Origin of the sequence: Streptomyces sp. MP131-18, assembly GCF_001984575.1 — a bacterium.
Classification (GTDB): Bacteria; Actinomycetota; Actinomycetes; order Streptomycetales; family Streptomycetaceae; genus Streptomyces; species Streptomyces johnsoniae.
Genome location: NZ_LZNS01000001.1, coordinates 6,857,973 through 6,871,769 on the forward strand (window position 1 = coordinate 6,857,973; position 13,797 = coordinate 6,871,769).

20 protein-coding genes are annotated in these 13,797 nt (G+C 74.1%); 8 read left to right on the forward strand and 12 right to left on the reverse strand.

The window, feature by feature from the left end; genetic code table 11:
- Positions 1-13: 13 nt before the first annotated feature.
- Entirely contained in the window at positions 14-421 is a 408-nt protein-coding gene (locus STBA_RS30640) for a VOC family protein (protein ID WP_077062294.1), read from the forward strand.
- 8 nt (positions 422-429) lie between these two features.
- Here STBA_RS30640 and STBA_RS30645 read toward each other — a convergent pair whose 3' ends face one another.
- Together STBA_RS30645 and STBA_RS30650 are read right to left on the reverse strand one after the other, a co-directional pair.
- A complete protein-coding gene (locus STBA_RS30645) occupies positions 430-744 on the reverse strand; it encodes a DUF202 domain-containing protein (protein WP_077062295.1) in 315 nt (104 codons plus the stop codon).
- Positions 741-1,139 (reverse strand): DUF202 domain-containing protein, encoded by a 399-nt coding sequence (locus tag STBA_RS30650; RefSeq protein ID WP_077062296.1) that lies wholly within the window; start codon positions 1,137-1,139, stop codon positions 741-743. The genes STBA_RS30645 and STBA_RS30650 overlap by 4 nt, the downstream gene beginning before the upstream one ends.
- Positions 1,140-1,251: 112 nt before the next feature.
- Between STBA_RS30650 and STBA_RS30655 the strand changes: the two genes are divergently transcribed.
- Entirely contained in the window at positions 1,252-2,238 is a 987-nt protein-coding gene (locus STBA_RS30655; protein WP_077062297.1) for an oxidoreductase, read from the forward strand.
- 36 nt (positions 2,239-2,274) lie between these two features.
- On the opposite strand, the gene STBA_RS30660 is transcribed toward STBA_RS30655, so the two are convergent.
- Complete coding sequence (locus STBA_RS30660; RefSeq protein ID WP_077062298.1) at positions 2,275-2,970, reverse strand: GntR family transcriptional regulator; 696 nt, start codon at positions 2,968-2,970, stop codon at positions 2,275-2,277.
- 183 nt (positions 2,971-3,153) lie between these two features.
- Between STBA_RS30660 and STBA_RS30665 the strand changes: the two genes are divergently transcribed.
- The 6 genes from STBA_RS30665 (at position 3,154) to STBA_RS30690 (ending at position 9,311) form a co-directional block, all read left to right on the forward strand.
- Positions 3,154-4,440, forward strand: coding sequence for an MFS transporter (locus STBA_RS30665; RefSeq protein ID WP_077062299.1), 1,287 nt, complete (start codon positions 3,154-3,156; stop codon positions 4,438-4,440).
- A gap of 133 nt (positions 4,441-4,573) precedes the next feature.
- On the forward strand, positions 4,574-5,341 hold the full coding sequence (locus STBA_RS30670) for a putative hydro-lyase (protein WP_077063725.1): 768 nt from the start codon (positions 4,574-4,576) through the stop codon (positions 5,339-5,341).
- Positions 5,338-6,111, forward strand: coding sequence for a 5-oxoprolinase subunit PxpA (locus STBA_RS30675; RefSeq protein WP_077062300.1), 774 nt, complete (start codon positions 5,338-5,340; stop codon positions 6,109-6,111). Before STBA_RS30670 ends, STBA_RS30675 begins: the two co-directional genes overlap by 4 nt.
- A complete protein-coding gene (locus tag STBA_RS30680; protein WP_077062301.1) occupies positions 6,108-6,728 on the forward strand; it encodes an allophanate hydrolase subunit 1 in 621 nt (206 codons plus the stop codon). Before STBA_RS30675 ends, STBA_RS30680 begins: the two co-directional genes overlap by 4 nt.
- Positions 6,725-7,597 carry a biotin-dependent carboxyltransferase family protein gene (locus STBA_RS30685; RefSeq protein ID WP_077062302.1) on the forward strand — a complete coding sequence of 291 codons (873 nt, stop codon included), beginning with the start codon at positions 6,725-6,727 and terminating at the stop codon, positions 7,595-7,597. Before STBA_RS30680 ends, STBA_RS30685 begins: the two co-directional genes overlap by 4 nt.
- Positions 7,598-7,658: 61 nt before the next feature.
- Positions 7,659-9,311: an FAD-binding dehydrogenase gene (locus STBA_RS30690; protein ID WP_077062303.1), complete on the forward strand. Its 1,653-nt coding sequence runs from the start codon at positions 7,659-7,661 to the stop codon at positions 9,309-9,311.
- Between the two features lie 11 nt (positions 9,312-9,322).
- Here STBA_RS30690 and STBA_RS30695 read toward each other — a convergent pair whose 3' ends face one another.
- Genes STBA_RS30695 through gvpJ form a run of 9 tightly spaced genes read right to left on the reverse strand, consistent with a single transcriptional unit; the run spans position 9,323 to position 13,786 of the window.
- Positions 9,323-9,604: a gas vesicle protein K gene (locus tag STBA_RS30695; protein ID WP_077062304.1), complete on the reverse strand. Its 282-nt coding sequence runs from the start codon at positions 9,602-9,604 to the stop codon at positions 9,323-9,325.
- Entirely contained in the window at positions 9,601-9,810 is a 210-nt protein-coding gene (locus STBA_RS30700; protein WP_077062305.1) for a gas vesicle protein, read from the reverse strand. The genes STBA_RS30695 and STBA_RS30700 overlap by 4 nt, the downstream gene beginning before the upstream one ends.
- A complete protein-coding gene (locus STBA_RS30705) occupies positions 9,807-10,640 on the reverse strand; it encodes a GvpL/GvpF family gas vesicle protein (protein WP_077062306.1) in 834 nt (277 codons plus the stop codon). The genes STBA_RS30700 and STBA_RS30705 overlap by 4 nt, the downstream gene beginning before the upstream one ends.
- Positions 10,637-10,963, reverse strand: coding sequence for a gas vesicle protein (locus STBA_RS30710; RefSeq protein ID WP_107485289.1), 327 nt, complete (start codon positions 10,961-10,963; stop codon positions 10,637-10,639). The genes STBA_RS30705 and STBA_RS30710 overlap by 4 nt, the downstream gene beginning before the upstream one ends.
- 11 nt (positions 10,964-10,974) lie before the next feature.
- On the reverse strand, positions 10,975-11,874 hold the full coding sequence (locus STBA_RS30715) for an SRPBCC family protein (RefSeq protein WP_079252242.1): 900 nt from the start codon (positions 11,872-11,874) through the stop codon (positions 10,975-10,977).
- Positions 11,867-12,343: a hypothetical protein gene (locus tag STBA_RS30720; protein WP_143659588.1), complete on the reverse strand. Its 477-nt coding sequence runs from the start codon at positions 12,341-12,343 to the stop codon at positions 11,867-11,869. Before STBA_RS30720 ends, STBA_RS30715 begins: the two co-directional genes overlap by 8 nt.
- Positions 12,340-12,588 carry a gas vesicle protein GvpG gene (locus STBA_RS30725; RefSeq protein WP_077062310.1) on the reverse strand — a complete coding sequence of 83 codons (249 nt, stop codon included), beginning with the start codon at positions 12,586-12,588 and terminating at the stop codon, positions 12,340-12,342. Before STBA_RS30725 ends, STBA_RS30720 begins: the two co-directional genes overlap by 4 nt.
- Positions 12,588-13,328 (reverse strand): GvpL/GvpF family gas vesicle protein, encoded by a 741-nt coding sequence (locus STBA_RS30730; RefSeq protein ID WP_077062311.1) that lies wholly within the window; start codon positions 13,326-13,328, stop codon positions 12,588-12,590. The genes STBA_RS30725 and STBA_RS30730 overlap by 1 nt, the downstream gene beginning before the upstream one ends.
- The gene (gene gvpJ, locus STBA_RS30735; RefSeq protein ID WP_077062312.1) at positions 13,325-13,786 is read right to left on the reverse strand and encodes a gas vesicle protein GvpJ; all 462 of its coding nucleotides are present in this window, start codon (positions 13,784-13,786) and stop codon (positions 13,325-13,327) included. The genes STBA_RS30730 and gvpJ overlap by 4 nt, the downstream gene beginning before the upstream one ends.
- Positions 13,787-13,797: the final 11 nt, after the last annotated feature.

A 13,797-nucleotide genomic window follows, 5' to 3' on the forward strand; every position in this document is an offset into this window, starting at 1 on the left:
TAGCGTGAGGCACGTGTTCAACGCCATTACGCACTCGCAGATATATGTCCTCGACCAGGACCAGGCCCTCGACTTCTATGTCGGCACGCTCGGCCTCGAAGTCGGCGCCGACGTCGACCTGGGCTTCATGCGCTGGCTGACCGTCGGCGTTCCCGGGTGTCCGGAGCGCCAGGTCCTGCTGGAGAAGCCGGGCGGTCCTGCGCTGTCGGAGGAGACGGCACAGCAGGTCAGGGAGCTGGTGACCAAGGGGGCGATGGGGTCCCTGATCTTCAGTACGGACGATTGCCGCAAGACGTACGAGACGCTGCGGGGGCGGGGCGTCGAGTTCACCGAGGAGCCCACCGAGCGCCCCTACGGAATGGACTGCGGCCTCCGCGATCCCTTCGGCAACCACATCCGATTCACCCAGCCGAAGACCTGACGGCCCGCTCACCAGGGGCCGGCCAGCAGTGCGCCCGCGCACAGGGCCGTGGCGGCCACCACCGCTGTCGCGGCCGGCACGGTGGCGCCGGCCGGGGGAGGCTGCCTGTGCGCGGTGAGGGTTCTGATGCGGTGGTGGGCCAGCGCCAGGAAGGCGACCCACAGCAGTGCGGTCGTCGCCACCAGCAGGGCGCCCGCACCGCGGGCGCCCTCCGCGGTCGCGACGCCGCGTCCGGCCAGGGCCACCACCAGCGCGAACGACAGGGTCGTGCGCCGCCATGCCAGGCGGGTGCGCTCCGGCTGGGCGCCGGGGTCGCGGGTCATGCGCCTGCCCGGCCCAGCAGCACCGCGCCGATCACCAGAAGGGCCGTCAGTACGGTGCCGATGGCCAGCAGCGCGGGGAAGCGGCTGGCGGGAAGGTCATCGCCGCGGCGCATGGCCCGCTCGGAGCGCACCCAGTGGTTGACCGCGCGGATGGCGCACAGCGCGCCGCCTGCCAGCAGGACCAGCGCGATCGTGGTGCGCACCGCCCAGCGCAGGTCGGTGAGGAACTGATCCACGGCGATGCCCCCGGCCAGCAGCGCCAGTGCGGTGCGCAGCCAGGCAAGGAACGTGCGTTCGTTCGCCAGCGAGAAGCGGTAGTCGGGCGTGACGCCCTCCGCCCGCAGGCGCTGCGGCGAGAACCACAGCCGCACCGTGTCCAGGACCTTTCGGATCATGTGATGAGCGTAGGCGGTGGCCGCGGCGTGGGCTTGCGCGCGCCGACGCGCGGCACTCTGCTGTCGGCTAATCCGACTGGGCGCCGGGTATGCGGGGTGCTTGGGTGTCCGTATGGACATTCTGGTGCTCGGGGGAACGGCGTGGGTGGGGCGGGAAGTGTCGCGGCAGGCCGTGGCACGGGGCCACCGCGTGACCTGCCTGGCGCGCGGCGAGAGCGGCGAAGTCGCGGACGGCGCACGGCTGGTGGCGGCCGACCGGCGCGAACCCGGGGCGTACGCGGCGCTGCGGGGCCGGGAGTGGGACGCGGTGGTGGAGGTGTCCTGGCAGCCGGGCTTCGTCCGCGACGCGCTGGCCGCGCTGGGCGGCCGGGCCGGGCACTGGAGCTACATCTCCTCGATCAGTGCCTACGCCTCGCACGCCGTGCCGGGCGCGGACGAGTCCGCGCCGCTACTGGCTCCGGCCGGCGGGCGCGAGGCCGACCGCGGGTCCTACGGCGCCGCGAAGGCCGCCTGCGAGCAGGCGTCAACGGCGGCCGTGGGCGGCCGTCTCCTCCTCGCCCGCGCCGGTCTCATCGGTGGTCCTGGCGACCGCAGCGGGCGTTCCGGCTACTGGGTGGCCCGTGCGGCGCGCGATCCGCTGGGGCCCCTGCTCGTTCCCGACGCGCCGGCCATGCCGACCCAGACGGTCGACGTGCGGGACCTGACCGCCTGGCTGCTCGATGCCGCGGAGCGCGGGCTGACCGGCACGTTCGACGCGGTCGGTCCTGTCGTTCCGCTGGGGGAGTGGATCAGCCTGTCCCGCAGCGTCGGCGGGCACACCGGCCCGGTGGTGCCCGCCGATTCGGCGTGGCTGCTGGCGAACGGCGTGGCCGAGTACATGGGCGAGGAGTCGCTGCCGATGTGGCTGGCCAGGCCCGGCTGGGAGGGCTGGTCGGCCAGGGCGGGGGCGGCGGCACGCGCCGCGGGGCTCCGGCACCGGCCGCGCGCCGACCTGCTGGCCGACACCCTGCGGTGGGAACGCGCCCAGGGCCTGGACCGCCCCCGCCGCGCGGGACTCGGCGCCGAGCGGGAACGCGGACTGCTCGCGGCCCTCGGCTGACCCGGACCGGTTCCCGGCCCCGGCTCCGGTCCGGGATCAGGCGAGCCTGCGCCCGTACGCCTCGGACAGCTGGCGTCGTGAGTCGTCGAGGTAGGAGGCGAGCATGGCCTCCGCCCCGGTCGCGTCGCCCGCCGCGAGCGCGGCGAGGATCTGCCGGTTGCGCGGCAGGTACGGCTCGTGGAACCGGCGCGGGTCCTCCATCACGTGGAAGACCAGGCGCAGTTCGGCCAGGATGCCGCGCATCACCTCGTCCGTGCGCGGGCTGCCGGCCAGCGCCACCACCTCCTGGTGGAAGCGGATGTTCGCCGTCCCCAGGTCGCGCCACTGCTCGGCGCGCGCGGCCTTCTCACCGGCGGCGACCGCGGCTTCGAGCCCGCCCAGCGGGTGGGGCGGCGCGCCGAGGCCGCGCAGCGCCGCGCACTCCACCAGGCGGCGCACGCGGTAGATGTCGACCAGGTCCTCGACGGTCAGGATGCGCACGAAGACGCCGCGATTCAGCTCGTGGACCAGCAGGCGCTCGTGCGTGAGCAGCCGGAACGCCTCCCGCAGGGTGTTGCGCGAGACGCCGAGCGCCTCGCCGATCTCCTTCTCCGAGAGCTGGGTGCCCGGCGCGAGGTCGCCCTTGGCGATGCGGCCGCGCAGGATGTGCGCGACCCCTTCCGCCGTGCTTTTCCGGGCCAACAGGGCGCGGTCCTCAGCGAGTCCGGCGAGCGCTTCCCCGGTGTCCGTCACGTGCTCCCTCTCTCCGCTCACCGCACCCCCGTGCCCAGGGTAGTTAATCGCAGAAACAAGGATGAGACAACATGGGTATTGCAGGATTGTTGAACGATCCTCTACCTTGTTGGTGAAGGCAGCCTCAACTGCCGGGCAAATCAGTCAACTTCCTGCTGGTTTCTCCTCATCTGCGAGGTGCACATGCGCACGCCCGCACCATCCGTTGCCCCCACCCCTTCCGGCGAACAGCGCGACGACAGCGGCGCCCTCGGCTGGTTCCGCGAGCTCGGGCCGCGCGGCCGACGGGCCTTCGCCGGCGCCTTCGGCGGATACGGCCTCGACTCCTACGACTTCTTCACACTGCCGCTGAGCATGGTCGCCATCGAGGCGTACTTCCTGCTCGACTCCGGGCAGACCGGCCTGCTCACCACCGTCACGCTCGTGTCCTCCGCCGTCGGCGGCGCCGTCGCGGGCGTCCTCGCCGACCGCATCGGCCGCGTCAAGGCGCTGCTCATCACGGTCGCCACGTACGCCTTCTTCACCGTCCTGTGCGGACTCGCCCCCACCTACGAGACGCTGCTCGCGTTCCGCGCGCTCCAGGGCCTCGGCTTCGGCGGGGAGTGGGCGGTCGGCGCCATCCTCGTCGCGGAGTACGCCTCCGCGAAGCACCGCGGGCGCACCCTCGCGTTCATCCAGAGCTCGTGGGCCGTCGGCTGGGGCCTGGCCGTCCTCGTCTACACCGTCGTGTTCCAGGTCGTCGAGGACGACACCGCCTGGCGCGTCATGTTCTTCACCGGCGCCCTGCCCGCGGTCCTCCTCGTCTACGTCCGGCGCAGCGTCCAGGACGCGCCCGAGGCCGCCGCCCGCCGCCTGCGCAGCCCGCGCCGCGGCTCGTTCCGCGCCATCTTCGGGCCCGGACTGCGCAGGCCCACCCTCTTCGCCGTCCTGATGTCGACCGGTGTACAGGGCGGTTACTACACGCTGGCCACCTGGGTGCCCACCTACCTCGACGACGAACGCGGACTCACCGTCGTCGGCACCGGCGGCTACCTTGCCTTCCTCATCACCGGCGCGTTCACCGGCTACCTCACCGGCGGCTGGGTCACCGACCGGCTCGGGCGCAAGAACAACGTCGCCCTGTTCGCGGTGCTCTCCGCCGCCGCGATCATCGTCTACACCAACCTCCCCGAGGGGGCGAACACCCTGGTGATGGTCCTCGGCTTCCCCCTCGGGTTCTGCATGTCGGCCATCTTCAGCTCCTTCGGGTCCTTCCTGGCCGAGCTGTACCCGGCCGACGTCCGCGGCACGGGACAGGGCTTCACCTACAACACCGGCCGCGCCATCGGCGCCTTCTTCCCCACCCTCGTCGGCTTCATGGCCGACAGCATGGGCGTCGGCGGCGCCCTGATCTTCGGCGCCGCGGGCTACGGGCTCGCACTGATCGCCCTCCTCGGCCTGCCCGAGACCAAGGGCAGGGAGCTCGCCTGACCCGCGCCCGGCCGGAAGCCGCACCGGAAGCAGCGCCGGAAGCAACACAAGAAACCGCACCGAAAGCAGCACAGGCAACCACCCGGCACAGCACTAGGAGCCCGCCGTGACCCTCCCCGACTCGCCGCCCCGCATGAGCCCGGCCGCCGCCCGCGCCCACTTCCGCGGCGGCGCCGCCCGGCCCACCGCCGGCTGGGCGCCCGGCCACATCCAGGCCAACCTGGTCGCCGTGCCCGCCGGCTGGGCGCCCGACCTGGCCCAGTTCTGCCGCAGCAACCCCCAGCCCTGTCCGGTACTCGACGTCACCGCGCCCGGGGCGTGGCGCACCCCGCTGGCCCCGGACGCCGACCTGCGCACCGACCTGCCCCGCTACCGGATCTGGCAGGACGGCACACTCGCCGGGGAGCCCGCCGACGTCACCGCGCACTGGCGCGAGGACCTGGTGACGTTCCTCATCGGATGCAGCTTCACCTTCGAGAACGCCCTCGCCGACGCGGGCATCCCGCTGCGCCACGTCGAACAGGGCCGCAACGTGCCCATGTACGTGACCAACCGGGCCTGCCGCCCCGGCGGACGCCTCAACGGCCCGCTCGTGGTGTCGATGCGGCCCGTCCCGGCGCGGCTGGTCGCCGGGGCGTGGCGGGCCAGCGCGGCCCTGCCCGCCGCGCACGGCGGCCCCGTGCACGTCGGCGACGCCGCCCGGCTCGGCATCGGCCACCTGGACCGCCCCGACTTCGGTGAGGCGGTCGCCCTGGAGCCCGGCGACGTACCGGTCTTCTGGGCCTGCGGGGTCACCCCCCAGGCCGCCCTGATGCGGGCGCGCATCCCGTTCGCCATCACGCACGCGCCCGGCTATATGTTCATTACCGACGCACGGGACAAGGAGTACCGAGTGGCATGAGCGGCAACGACACCGGGGCCATCGACCTCAACGCCGATCTCGGCGAGGGTTTCGGCCGCTGGCACCTCACCGACGACGCGGCGCTGCTCGCCGTGGTCACCAGCGCGAACGTCGCCTGCGGGTATCACGCGGGCGACGCCCCCACCATGCGGCGCGTCTGCGAACTGGCGGCCGAGCACGGCGTGGCCGTCGGCGCCCACGTCGCCTACCGCGACCTCGCCGGCTTCGGCCGTCGCGCGATGGACGTGCCGCCCGGCGAACTGGCCGCGGAGACCGCCTACCAGATCGGCGCCCTTGAGGTGTTCGCCCGCGCCGCGGGCACCCGCGTGCGCTACGTCAAACCCCATGGCGCGCTGTACAACCGGACGGTGCGCGACGAGGAGCAGGCCGCGGCCGTGGCCGAAGGCGTCGCCCTCACCGGGCTCGGCCTGCCGCTCCTCGGCCTGCCCGGCTCCCGGCTCCACGAGGCGGCCAGGCGGGCAGGACTGCCCGCCGTCGCCGAGGCGTTCGCCGACCGCGCCTACACCGTGGGCGGCACCCTTGTCCCGCGCGGCGAGGAAGGCGCGGTCGTCAGCGACCCCGGGCAGGTCGTGCGGCGTTCCGTCGGCATCGCCAGGGACGGCCGCGTCACCGCGCGCGACGGCAGCACGGTGCGCGTGCGCGCCCGTTCCCTGTGCGTGCACGGCGACACCGCGGGCGCGCACGACCTGGCCGTGCGCGTGCGCGACGGGCTGCGCGCCGCCGGCGTGCGTCTGGAGCCTTTCGCGTGAGAGTGCTGCCCGTCGGGGACCACGCGCTCCTCGTCGAACTGCCCACCGGCGAGGCGGCCCTGGCCCTGCACGCCGAACTGCTGCGCCGCCGCGCGGCCGGCACCCTGCCGCGGATCGGGGAGATCGTGCCGGCCGCGCGCACCGTGCTCCTCGACGGCGTCGAGGAGCCGGGCGCGCTCGCCCGGCGGCTGACCCGCTGGGAGATCCCCCCGGCGCCGCCCGCCGCCGAGGCGGCCCTCACCCTGTCCGTGCGCTACGACGGGCCCGACCTCGATGAGGTGGCCGCCGCCTGGGGCGTCCGCCCGGAAGAGGTGGCGGCCATCCACTCCGGCGCCGCCTACCGCGTCGCGTTCTGCGGATTCGCGCCCGGGTTCGGCTACCTCACCGGTCTGCCCGAGCGGTACGCCACCCCGCGACGCGGCACGCCGCGGACCGCCGTGCCGCCCGGCTCCGTGGCGCTGGCCGGGCCCTACACGGGCGTCTACCCGCGCGCCTCGCCCGGCGGGTGGCAGCTCATCGGCACCACGGACGCCGTGCTGTGGGACCCCGGCCGTGAGCCGGCGGCGCTGCTCGCCCCCGGAGTCCTGGTCCGTTTCGTCCCGGAGCCCGCCTCGTGACCGACCGCGCGTTCGCCGTCCTGCGGCCCGGTGCCCTGACCACCGTGCAGGACCTCGGCCGCCCAGGACACGCCCACATCGGCGTGCCGCGCGCCGGTGCCCTCGACCTGCCCGCGCACCTGCTGGCCAACCGTCTCGTCGGCAACCCGCCACACGCCGCGACCCTGGAGACGACGCTCACCGGGTGCGCCGTCCGCCCGCACGGCGCCGTGACCGCGGCCGTCACCGGCGCCCCCTGCGGCGTCACCGTGGACGGCCGCCCGGCGCCCTGGGGCGCCGCCTTCCGCGTGCCCGCGGGCGCCGTCCTCGACATCGGCCGCGCGGCCCGCGGCGTGCGCAGCTACCTGGCCCTGGGGGGCGGCGTCGCCGCGGAACGGGTGCTGGGCAGCCGTTCCGCCGACCTGCTCTCCGGGCTCGGCCCCGCGCCGCTGGCCGAGGGGGCGATCCTGCCCATCGGCGCCCCGGTGGCCCCGCCGCCGCCCGCCGACGCGGTGCCGCAGCCGGGCCCGCCGAAGGAGCTGGTGCTGCGCCTGCGGCCGGGGCCGCGCGACGACTGGTTCGCGCCGGCCGCCCTGACCGCCCTGGCGGCCGGCCGCTACCGGGTGGCCTCCGCGAGCAACCGGATCGGGCTGCGCACCGAGGGCCCGCCGCTGAGCCGCATCCGGCGGGCGGAACTGCCCAGCGAGGGACTGGTACTCGGGGCCGTGCAGGTCCCGCCCGACGGCCGCCCCGTCGTCTTCCTCGCCGACCACCCCACCACCGGCGGCTATCCGGTGATCGGCGTCGTGCCGGAACGGGACCTCGCCGCCGCCGCGCAGGCCGTGCCCGGCACCCCGCTGCGGTTCCTGCCGCTGCGCCGCGCCCGTTGACGTGCGCCCCGGCGCGGCCGAGGATCTTCACCACCCATCCGCGTTCAGGGAGGCCAGGACCATGGCGTACGACGCCGACGTCATCGTGATCGGAGCCGGCCTCGCCGGCCTGGCCGCCGCCGCCGAACTGGCCGATGCCGGGCGCCGGGTCATCCTGTTGGAGCAGGAGCCGGAAGCCTCCCTCGGCGGGCAGGCCCACTGGTCCTTCGGCGGTCTCTTCCTCGTCGGCTCGCCCGAGCAACGGCGGCTGCGTATCCGGGACAGCCGCGACCTGGCCTGGCAGGACTGGCTGGGCACCGCGGGCTTCGACCGTCCAGAGGACGACTGGGCGCGCCGGTGGGCCGAGGCGTACGTGGACTTCGCGGCGGGGGAGAAGCGCTCCTGGCTGCGCGGTCAGGGCCTGCGCTTCTTCCCGGTCGTCGGGTGGGCCGAGCGCGGCGGCCACGACGCGGCGGGGCACGGCAACTCGGTGCCGCGCTTCCACATCACCTGGGGAACGGGCCCTGGCGTCGTCGAGCCGTTCGAGCGCAGGGTCCGCGCCGCCGCCGAACGCGGCCTGGTCGACCTGCGTTTCCGGCACCGCGTGACCGGTCTCGCCCGCAGCGCGGGCGCGCTCGACACCGTCACCGGCGAAGTGCTCGCCCCGAGCGCGGCCCGCCGCGGCACCGCGAGCAACCGCCAGGTCAGCGGCGCGTTCGAACTGCGGGCCCAGGCGGTCGTGGTCACCTCAGGCGGCATCGGCGGCAATCACGACCTGGTCCGCGCGCACTGGCCGCGGCGGCTCGGGACCCCGCCCGCGCACCTGCTCAGCGGCGTGCCCGCGCACGTCGACGGCCTGCTGCTCGGCGTCGCGGAACGGGCCGGCGGGCGCCTGGTCAACGGGGACCGGATGTGGCACTACACGGAGGGCATCACCAACTGGAACCCGATCTGGTCGGCGCACGGCATCCGCATCCTGCCGGGCCCCTCGTCCCTGTGGCTCGACGCCACGGGCCGCCGTCTGCCCGTGCCGCTGTTCCCCGGCTTCGACACCCTCGGCACGCTGGAGCACATCACGCGCTCCGGCCACGAGTACACCTGGTTCGTACTCACCCAGAAGATCATCGAGAAGGAGTTCGCGCTCTCCGGCTCGGAGCAGAATCCGGACCTGACCGGCCGCAGCGTCCGCGACGTGCTCGGCCGGGCCCGCGCGGGGGCGCCCGCGCCGGTGCGGGCGTTCATGGAACACGGACCCGACTTCGTCGTGGAACGCGACCTCGACGCCCTCGTGCGCGGGATGAACGCGCTGACCGGCGACGACCTGATCGAGGCGGGCGCCCTGCGCCGCCTCGTCGAGGCCCGTGACCGGGAGCTGGGCAACCGGTTCACCAAGGACCTCCAGATCACCGCGCTGCGGGGCGCTCGCGGCTACCTCGGCGACCGGCTGATCCGCGTCGCCGCGCCGCACCGCATGCTCGACCCGGCGGCCGGGCCGCTGATCGCCGTCCGGCTGCACGTCCTGACCCGCAAGACGCTCGGCGGGCTCCAGACCGACCTGTCCGCGCGCGTCCTCACCCCGGAGGGCGAGCCGCTGCCGGGCCTGTACGCGGCCGGGGAGGCCGCCGGGTTCGGGGGCGGCGGCATGCACGGCTACCGTTCGCTCGAAGGCACGTTCCTCGGGGGCTGCCTCTTCTCCGGCCGCACCGCGGGGCGGGCCGCCGCCCGCGCCCTGTGATGCGGCTTAGCTCAGCGCGGCAGCAGCGGGCCGAGGGGGCCCAGGTCGAGGTTGAGGTCCTCGGGTGCGAGGTCGTGCTGGGCGCACAGCTGATCCATCCGCTCCGACAGGAGCATCAGCGTCAGCCCGATCCGCTCCTCCTGCCGCTCGTCGAGGTCGCCGTGCTCGACCCGGCGCAGCGCTTGGCGCTCCATCAGCTGGCGCAGCAGTTCGATGACGGTGAGCACCAGCCGCATCAGGTCACGTTCCACGGTGTCGCGGTCCATCTCGATCCGCGCTTCTCGTGCGTTCATATGTCCTCTTCCGTGCCGTCCGTGGCCGCCAGGGCCGTCTGTCCGGCGGCCGGTGCGACGGAACTGACCAGCGCCCGCAGGTCGATGCGCACCAGGTCCACGTCGGCGATCCGCAGCGTCAGGTTGCCCGTGAGCACCACACCGCCCGCGAGCAGCCGGTCGAGCAGGTCGACCAGCGCGATCTCGCGCGTTGCAAGTTCGTTCACGTCGCGTTCTCCCGGGCCGGCTCCGGGGCCGAGTCCGGGTCCGGAGCCAGATCGTTCACCTGCGCGAACGAGTACGGCGCCCAGGGCCCGGTCAGGTTGAGCCGCGGGCCGCACAGCTGCCCGGCCAGCCGCCCGACCAGGGCGCAGAACTCCTGTTCGCGCTCCTGCGGTACGAGGTAGGCGCCGTTCAGCAGGTTGCGGCCGGACTCGCCGGACAGCCGCGGGTCCTGGGGGCGGTGCAGGCGGGACTGCTCGGCGACGGCGTCGAGGTCCAGGTGCACCGCCCGTGCGGTCTCCTCCGCGCGCCGCCACGCCTCGTCGTCCGTTGTGCGGCGCCGGGCGCGCTGCCGCAGGTAGTCGCGGCCGGTGGCGGGCGCCGTCTCGGTGCGCTCCGGCGCGTCGGCGAACACCTTCACGCCCCATTCGGCGCGGCCCGCCAGCCGGCTGATCGCTTCGAGGAAGCGCTCCTGGTTGGCCGACAGCAGCCGCCGCACCCCCGCGGTGTCCCGGCAGACCGTGGCGAGGCGCAGCGGCAGCACGCAGCCGGGGTCCGCCGTCAGCGCGTCGATCACACGCTGGTGGCCCCGGGCCGTCGCCTCAAGCCAGGCCAGGTCCTCCAGATGCCGCCGCAGCGGCTCCTCGGCGAAGTCCGCCGCGGGTACCGCGCCCACCACCGCCGTGAGGTCGTCGTGCGGCACCGCGCACAGCGGGGCGCCGTCCACGCCGCGCAGCCCGTCCGGCGGCGGCGGGCCCGCGGCCGGGGTGACCGCGTACACGTACCAGTAGCGCCGTTCCCCGTCGGCGAGCGTCCCCGTTCCGGTGTCTGTCATGGCGTCTCCTCCTGCCGCGTCTCCAGGGCAGCGACGCGGTCGCGCAGCCGTTCGATCTCGCGGTCGGGCTCCCGCGAGCGCGCGCCGGAGGACAGGGACGGGTCGTGCTCCCACCAGTCGATGCCCATTTCCTTCGCCTTGTCGACGGAGGCCACCAGCAGCCGGATCTTGATGGTGAGCAGCTCGATGTCGAGCAGGTTGACCCGGATGTCCCCGGCGATCACCACGCCCTTGTCCAGCACCCGTTCGAGGATGTCCGCCAGGTTGGCGCTGCCGCCGCCGGTCTCGGAGAGGGAGGGCGCGCCGCCGTACGGGCCGCGCATCGCGGGGGAGGTCATGACCGCGCGTCCTTGTCGTTCTCCTCCTCCGTCTGTGCGTCGCGCTCCTCGCGCTCCTCGGCGGCGGCCTCGTCGTGGCCGACGGCCACTTCGCCGTGGTCGATCTCGCCGCGCCAGTCGCCGGTGGCCTCGCCGCGCAGCATCAGGAACCTGCGGAAGTTCTTCAGGTCCAGCCGGGCCCTGCGGCCCTGGGCCCGCCACAGCGCGCCGGTCCGCTCCATCAGGCCCTTGGGGTAGTACTCGATGACCAGCAGCACGCGCGTCAGCGTCTCGCCGAGCCGGTGGAAGGTGACGACGCCCTTCGTGGTGCCCTTGCCGCCCTCCGAGGTCCAGGCGATCCGCTCGTCCGGCACCTGCTCGGTGATGTGGGCCTGCCAGCTCCGCTTCGCGAACGCCACCTTGGCCCGCCAGTTCGTGGTCGTGTCGTCGACCTGGTCGACGCTCTGCACGCCCTTGGCGAAGCCGGAGAACTCCTGGAACTGCGTCCACTGGTCGTACGCCTCGCGCACCGGAACGCCGACGTCGATGTCCTCCACGACCGTCAGGAACTTGCCGCTGCTGCCGTTCTTGCCGCCATCCTTGCCGCCGTTCTTGCTGCCCAGGTGCGGCAGGTGCGGTTTGGGCACCGTGGAGACGACCTTGTCCTTCAGTCCGGTGGCGCCCGCCTCGACGGCCGCGCGCACCGGGCCCTTGCCCTCGGCGGTCTTCTTGCCCGTCGTCATCGCGAGTTTCACGGCTCCCGTGCTCCTGCCCTCTGCTATGTCGGTCAGCTTGGCCGTCGCCCGGCCGAGGCCGTGGCTGGTCCTGACGAGCAGCCGCTCGGCCTGGGCCGTCGCGAAGGCCGCGGCCTCCTGCTTCACGCGGTCACCGGGACTGGGTTTCGCCGTGTCAGTCATCCTTCTCGCCTCCGCCCGACCGCTTGGCCTGCGTGCTCTTCGCGGGCTGCTTGGCGGCCCGCTTCGCCGGCGCGGCCGACGTGGCGGACTTGGCCTTTCCCGCCGAGCCGCCTGCCGAGCCACCCGCCGCCCGGCCGGTCTTCGCCCCGGCTCCGCTCGCGGTCTTCTTCGCGGTGTCCGCGGCCTTGCCACCGGTATCCGCGGCCTGCGAGGCCGCGCCGTTCAGCTGCTCCTGCACCGCCTCGGTCCTGCCGTGCAGGCCGTCGGCCAGGTTGTCCAGCGGGCCGGCGACGAGCGAACGCGCGGTCCCGCGCAGCTGGTCGCCCGCCCGGAGCAGTCTGGGGTTAGTCAAGTCGACTTTTCTGGCCACCGCGATTCCGCCGAGCGCCAGTGCCAGCTTGGCCTTCTTCGTCCGGCCGAGCACGTAACCCGTGGTCACGGCAAGGCCCAGTGCCATTCTGTTCGTCAACGTGTCATCCAATCGTGAGTGGGCTGGAGGCGGTCGAGCAGTTCGTCCTCCCGCCGATCGAACTCCGCCTCGTCGATCGCGCCGTTGATCAGGTCCTCCTCCAGGGCCGCCAGCTCCCGCTGCACCACCGCCGGGTCGTAGAACGTGCGTTCCGCCTCCGCCACGACCTGCCCCAGTACCCAGCCCGCGCCGCGGGCCGGGGCGAGGGGCAGCATCAGCAGCTCCCGCAGCAGCCCGAAGGCCATCAGGCGACCTCGGCCGGTTCGGTCCGCACGAAGCTGTACGGGGGGAGCGGCCCGCTGACCCGCAGGTCGAGCTGCGGGCTCGCCTCCCGCAGCTCCTCGACGGCCGCGAGGAAGCCGGCGGCCTCGTCGCGCCCCACCAGGTAGGAGACGTTGACCACCCGGCCCGTGCCCTCGGGGCCCGGCAGGCTCGCGCCCGCGTGCGGGGCGAGTGCCTCCTCGACGGTGCGCGCGTCCTCGGCCTCCCGGTCCCGCACCGCCTCGGCCACCAGCCGGCCGAGCCGCAGCCTGTCCTGGTAGGTGGCGTCGCCGCCGGTCCTGGTGGTCTCGTTCAGCCGCCGGATCTCGGGGCTCTCGTCGAGGACGCGCCGCAGCACGACGTTCTCGTGGTGCATGGCCTTGACGTTGTACTCGACGCGGTCCGCCACGTGGTCCAGCTGCTCGCGGTACAGCTCGGCGTGGTCGGCCAGGGCCGAACGGACCGCCGCGTCGTCGGGCGACACGCTGCCGAACCGCAGCGGCAGCACCGCGCCGCCCGCCGCGGCCACCGTCAGCACCCGCTGGTGGGCGAACAGATCGCGCCGCTTGGGGCGCAGCCCCGGCGGGCAGTCACTGACGATGGCGGTCATGCCCGCGGAGCGCAGCACGCGCACCGGGCGCGGCGGGTCGCCCACGCCGGCCAGCCCGTCTGGGAGGAGGCGCGGCGTACCGGCCCGCGCGATGCCGTATACGTAGGTGGTCATTCCGCGTCCTTTTCCCGCCGGGACGACGTGCTCGAACGGCGGGTGCGGCGCGGCTCCTTCTCGGCCTCCTCGCCCTCGCTCTCGCCGTCCTTGCCCTGCCGGAACGCGTCGGAGATGGTCTCTGCGGCGCCCGCCAGGGCGCCCTTGGTCTTGCCGCGTGCCCCCGATTCGGTCACGGACCCGACCAGTTCTGGCACGCCCGGGTCCTTCTTCGGCCCGGCCTCCAGGTCGAGCCGGTTGCACGCCTCGGCGAAGCGCAGGTAGGTGTCGACGCTCGCCACCACGACCCGGACGTCCACCTTCAGAATCTCGATCCCGACCAGCGAGACCCGGACGAACGCGTCGATCACCAGCCCGCGGTCGAGGATGAGTTCCAGCACGTCGTAGAGGGTGCCGGAGCCGCCGCCCCCACCGGCTCGGTTCGCCGTCGGCTGTGTTGTCGCGACTGCTGTGGTCATGCTGTGGGCCT

Coding starts and splice junctions, on each gene's coding strand:
- STBA_RS30665 (WP_077062299.1), top strand. CDS start 3,154: ATGCGCACGCCCGCACCATCCGTTGCCCCCACCCCTTCCGGCGAACAG.
- STBA_RS30725 (WP_077062310.1), bottom strand. CDS start 12,588: ATGGCCTTCGGGCTGCTGCGGGAGCTGCTGATGCTGCCCCTCGCCCCG.
- STBA_RS30695 (WP_077062304.1), bottom strand. CDS start 9,604: ATGAACGCACGAGAAGCGCGGATCGAGATGGACCGCGACACCGTGGAA.
- gvpJ (WP_077062312.1), bottom strand. CDS start 13,786: ATGACCACAGCAGTCGCGACAACACAGCCGACGGCGAACCGAGCCGGT.
- STBA_RS30670 (WP_077063725.1), top strand. CDS start 4,574: ATGAGCCCGGCCGCCGCCCGCGCCCACTTCCGCGGCGGCGCCGCCCGG.
- STBA_RS30645 (WP_077062295.1), bottom strand. CDS start 744: ATGACCCGCGACCCCGGCGCCCAGCCGGAGCGCACCCGCCTGGCATGG.
- STBA_RS30705 (WP_077062306.1), bottom strand. CDS start 10,640: ATGACAGACACCGGAACGGGGACGCTCGCCGACGGGGAACGGCGCTAC.
- STBA_RS30710 (WP_107485289.1), bottom strand. CDS start 10,963: ATGCGCGGCCCGTACGGCGGCGCGCCCTCCCTCTCCGAGACCGGCGGC.
- STBA_RS30675 (WP_077062300.1), top strand. CDS start 5,338: ATGAGCGGCAACGACACCGGGGCCATCGACCTCAACGCCGATCTCGGC.
- STBA_RS30715 (WP_079252242.1), bottom strand. CDS start 11,874: ATGACTGACACGGCGAAACCCAGTCCCGGTGACCGCGTGAAGCAGGAG.
- STBA_RS30655 (WP_077062297.1), top strand. CDS start 1,252: ATGGACATTCTGGTGCTCGGGGGAACGGCGTGGGTGGGGCGGGAAGTG.
- STBA_RS30730 (WP_077062311.1), bottom strand. CDS start 13,328: ATGACCACCTACGTATACGGCATCGCGCGGGCCGGTACGCCGCGCCTC.
- STBA_RS30690 (WP_077062303.1), top strand. CDS start 7,659: ATGGCGTACGACGCCGACGTCATCGTGATCGGAGCCGGCCTCGCCGGC.
- STBA_RS30650 (WP_077062296.1), bottom strand. CDS start 1,139: ATGATCCGAAAGGTCCTGGACACGGTGCGGCTGTGGTTCTCGCCGCAG.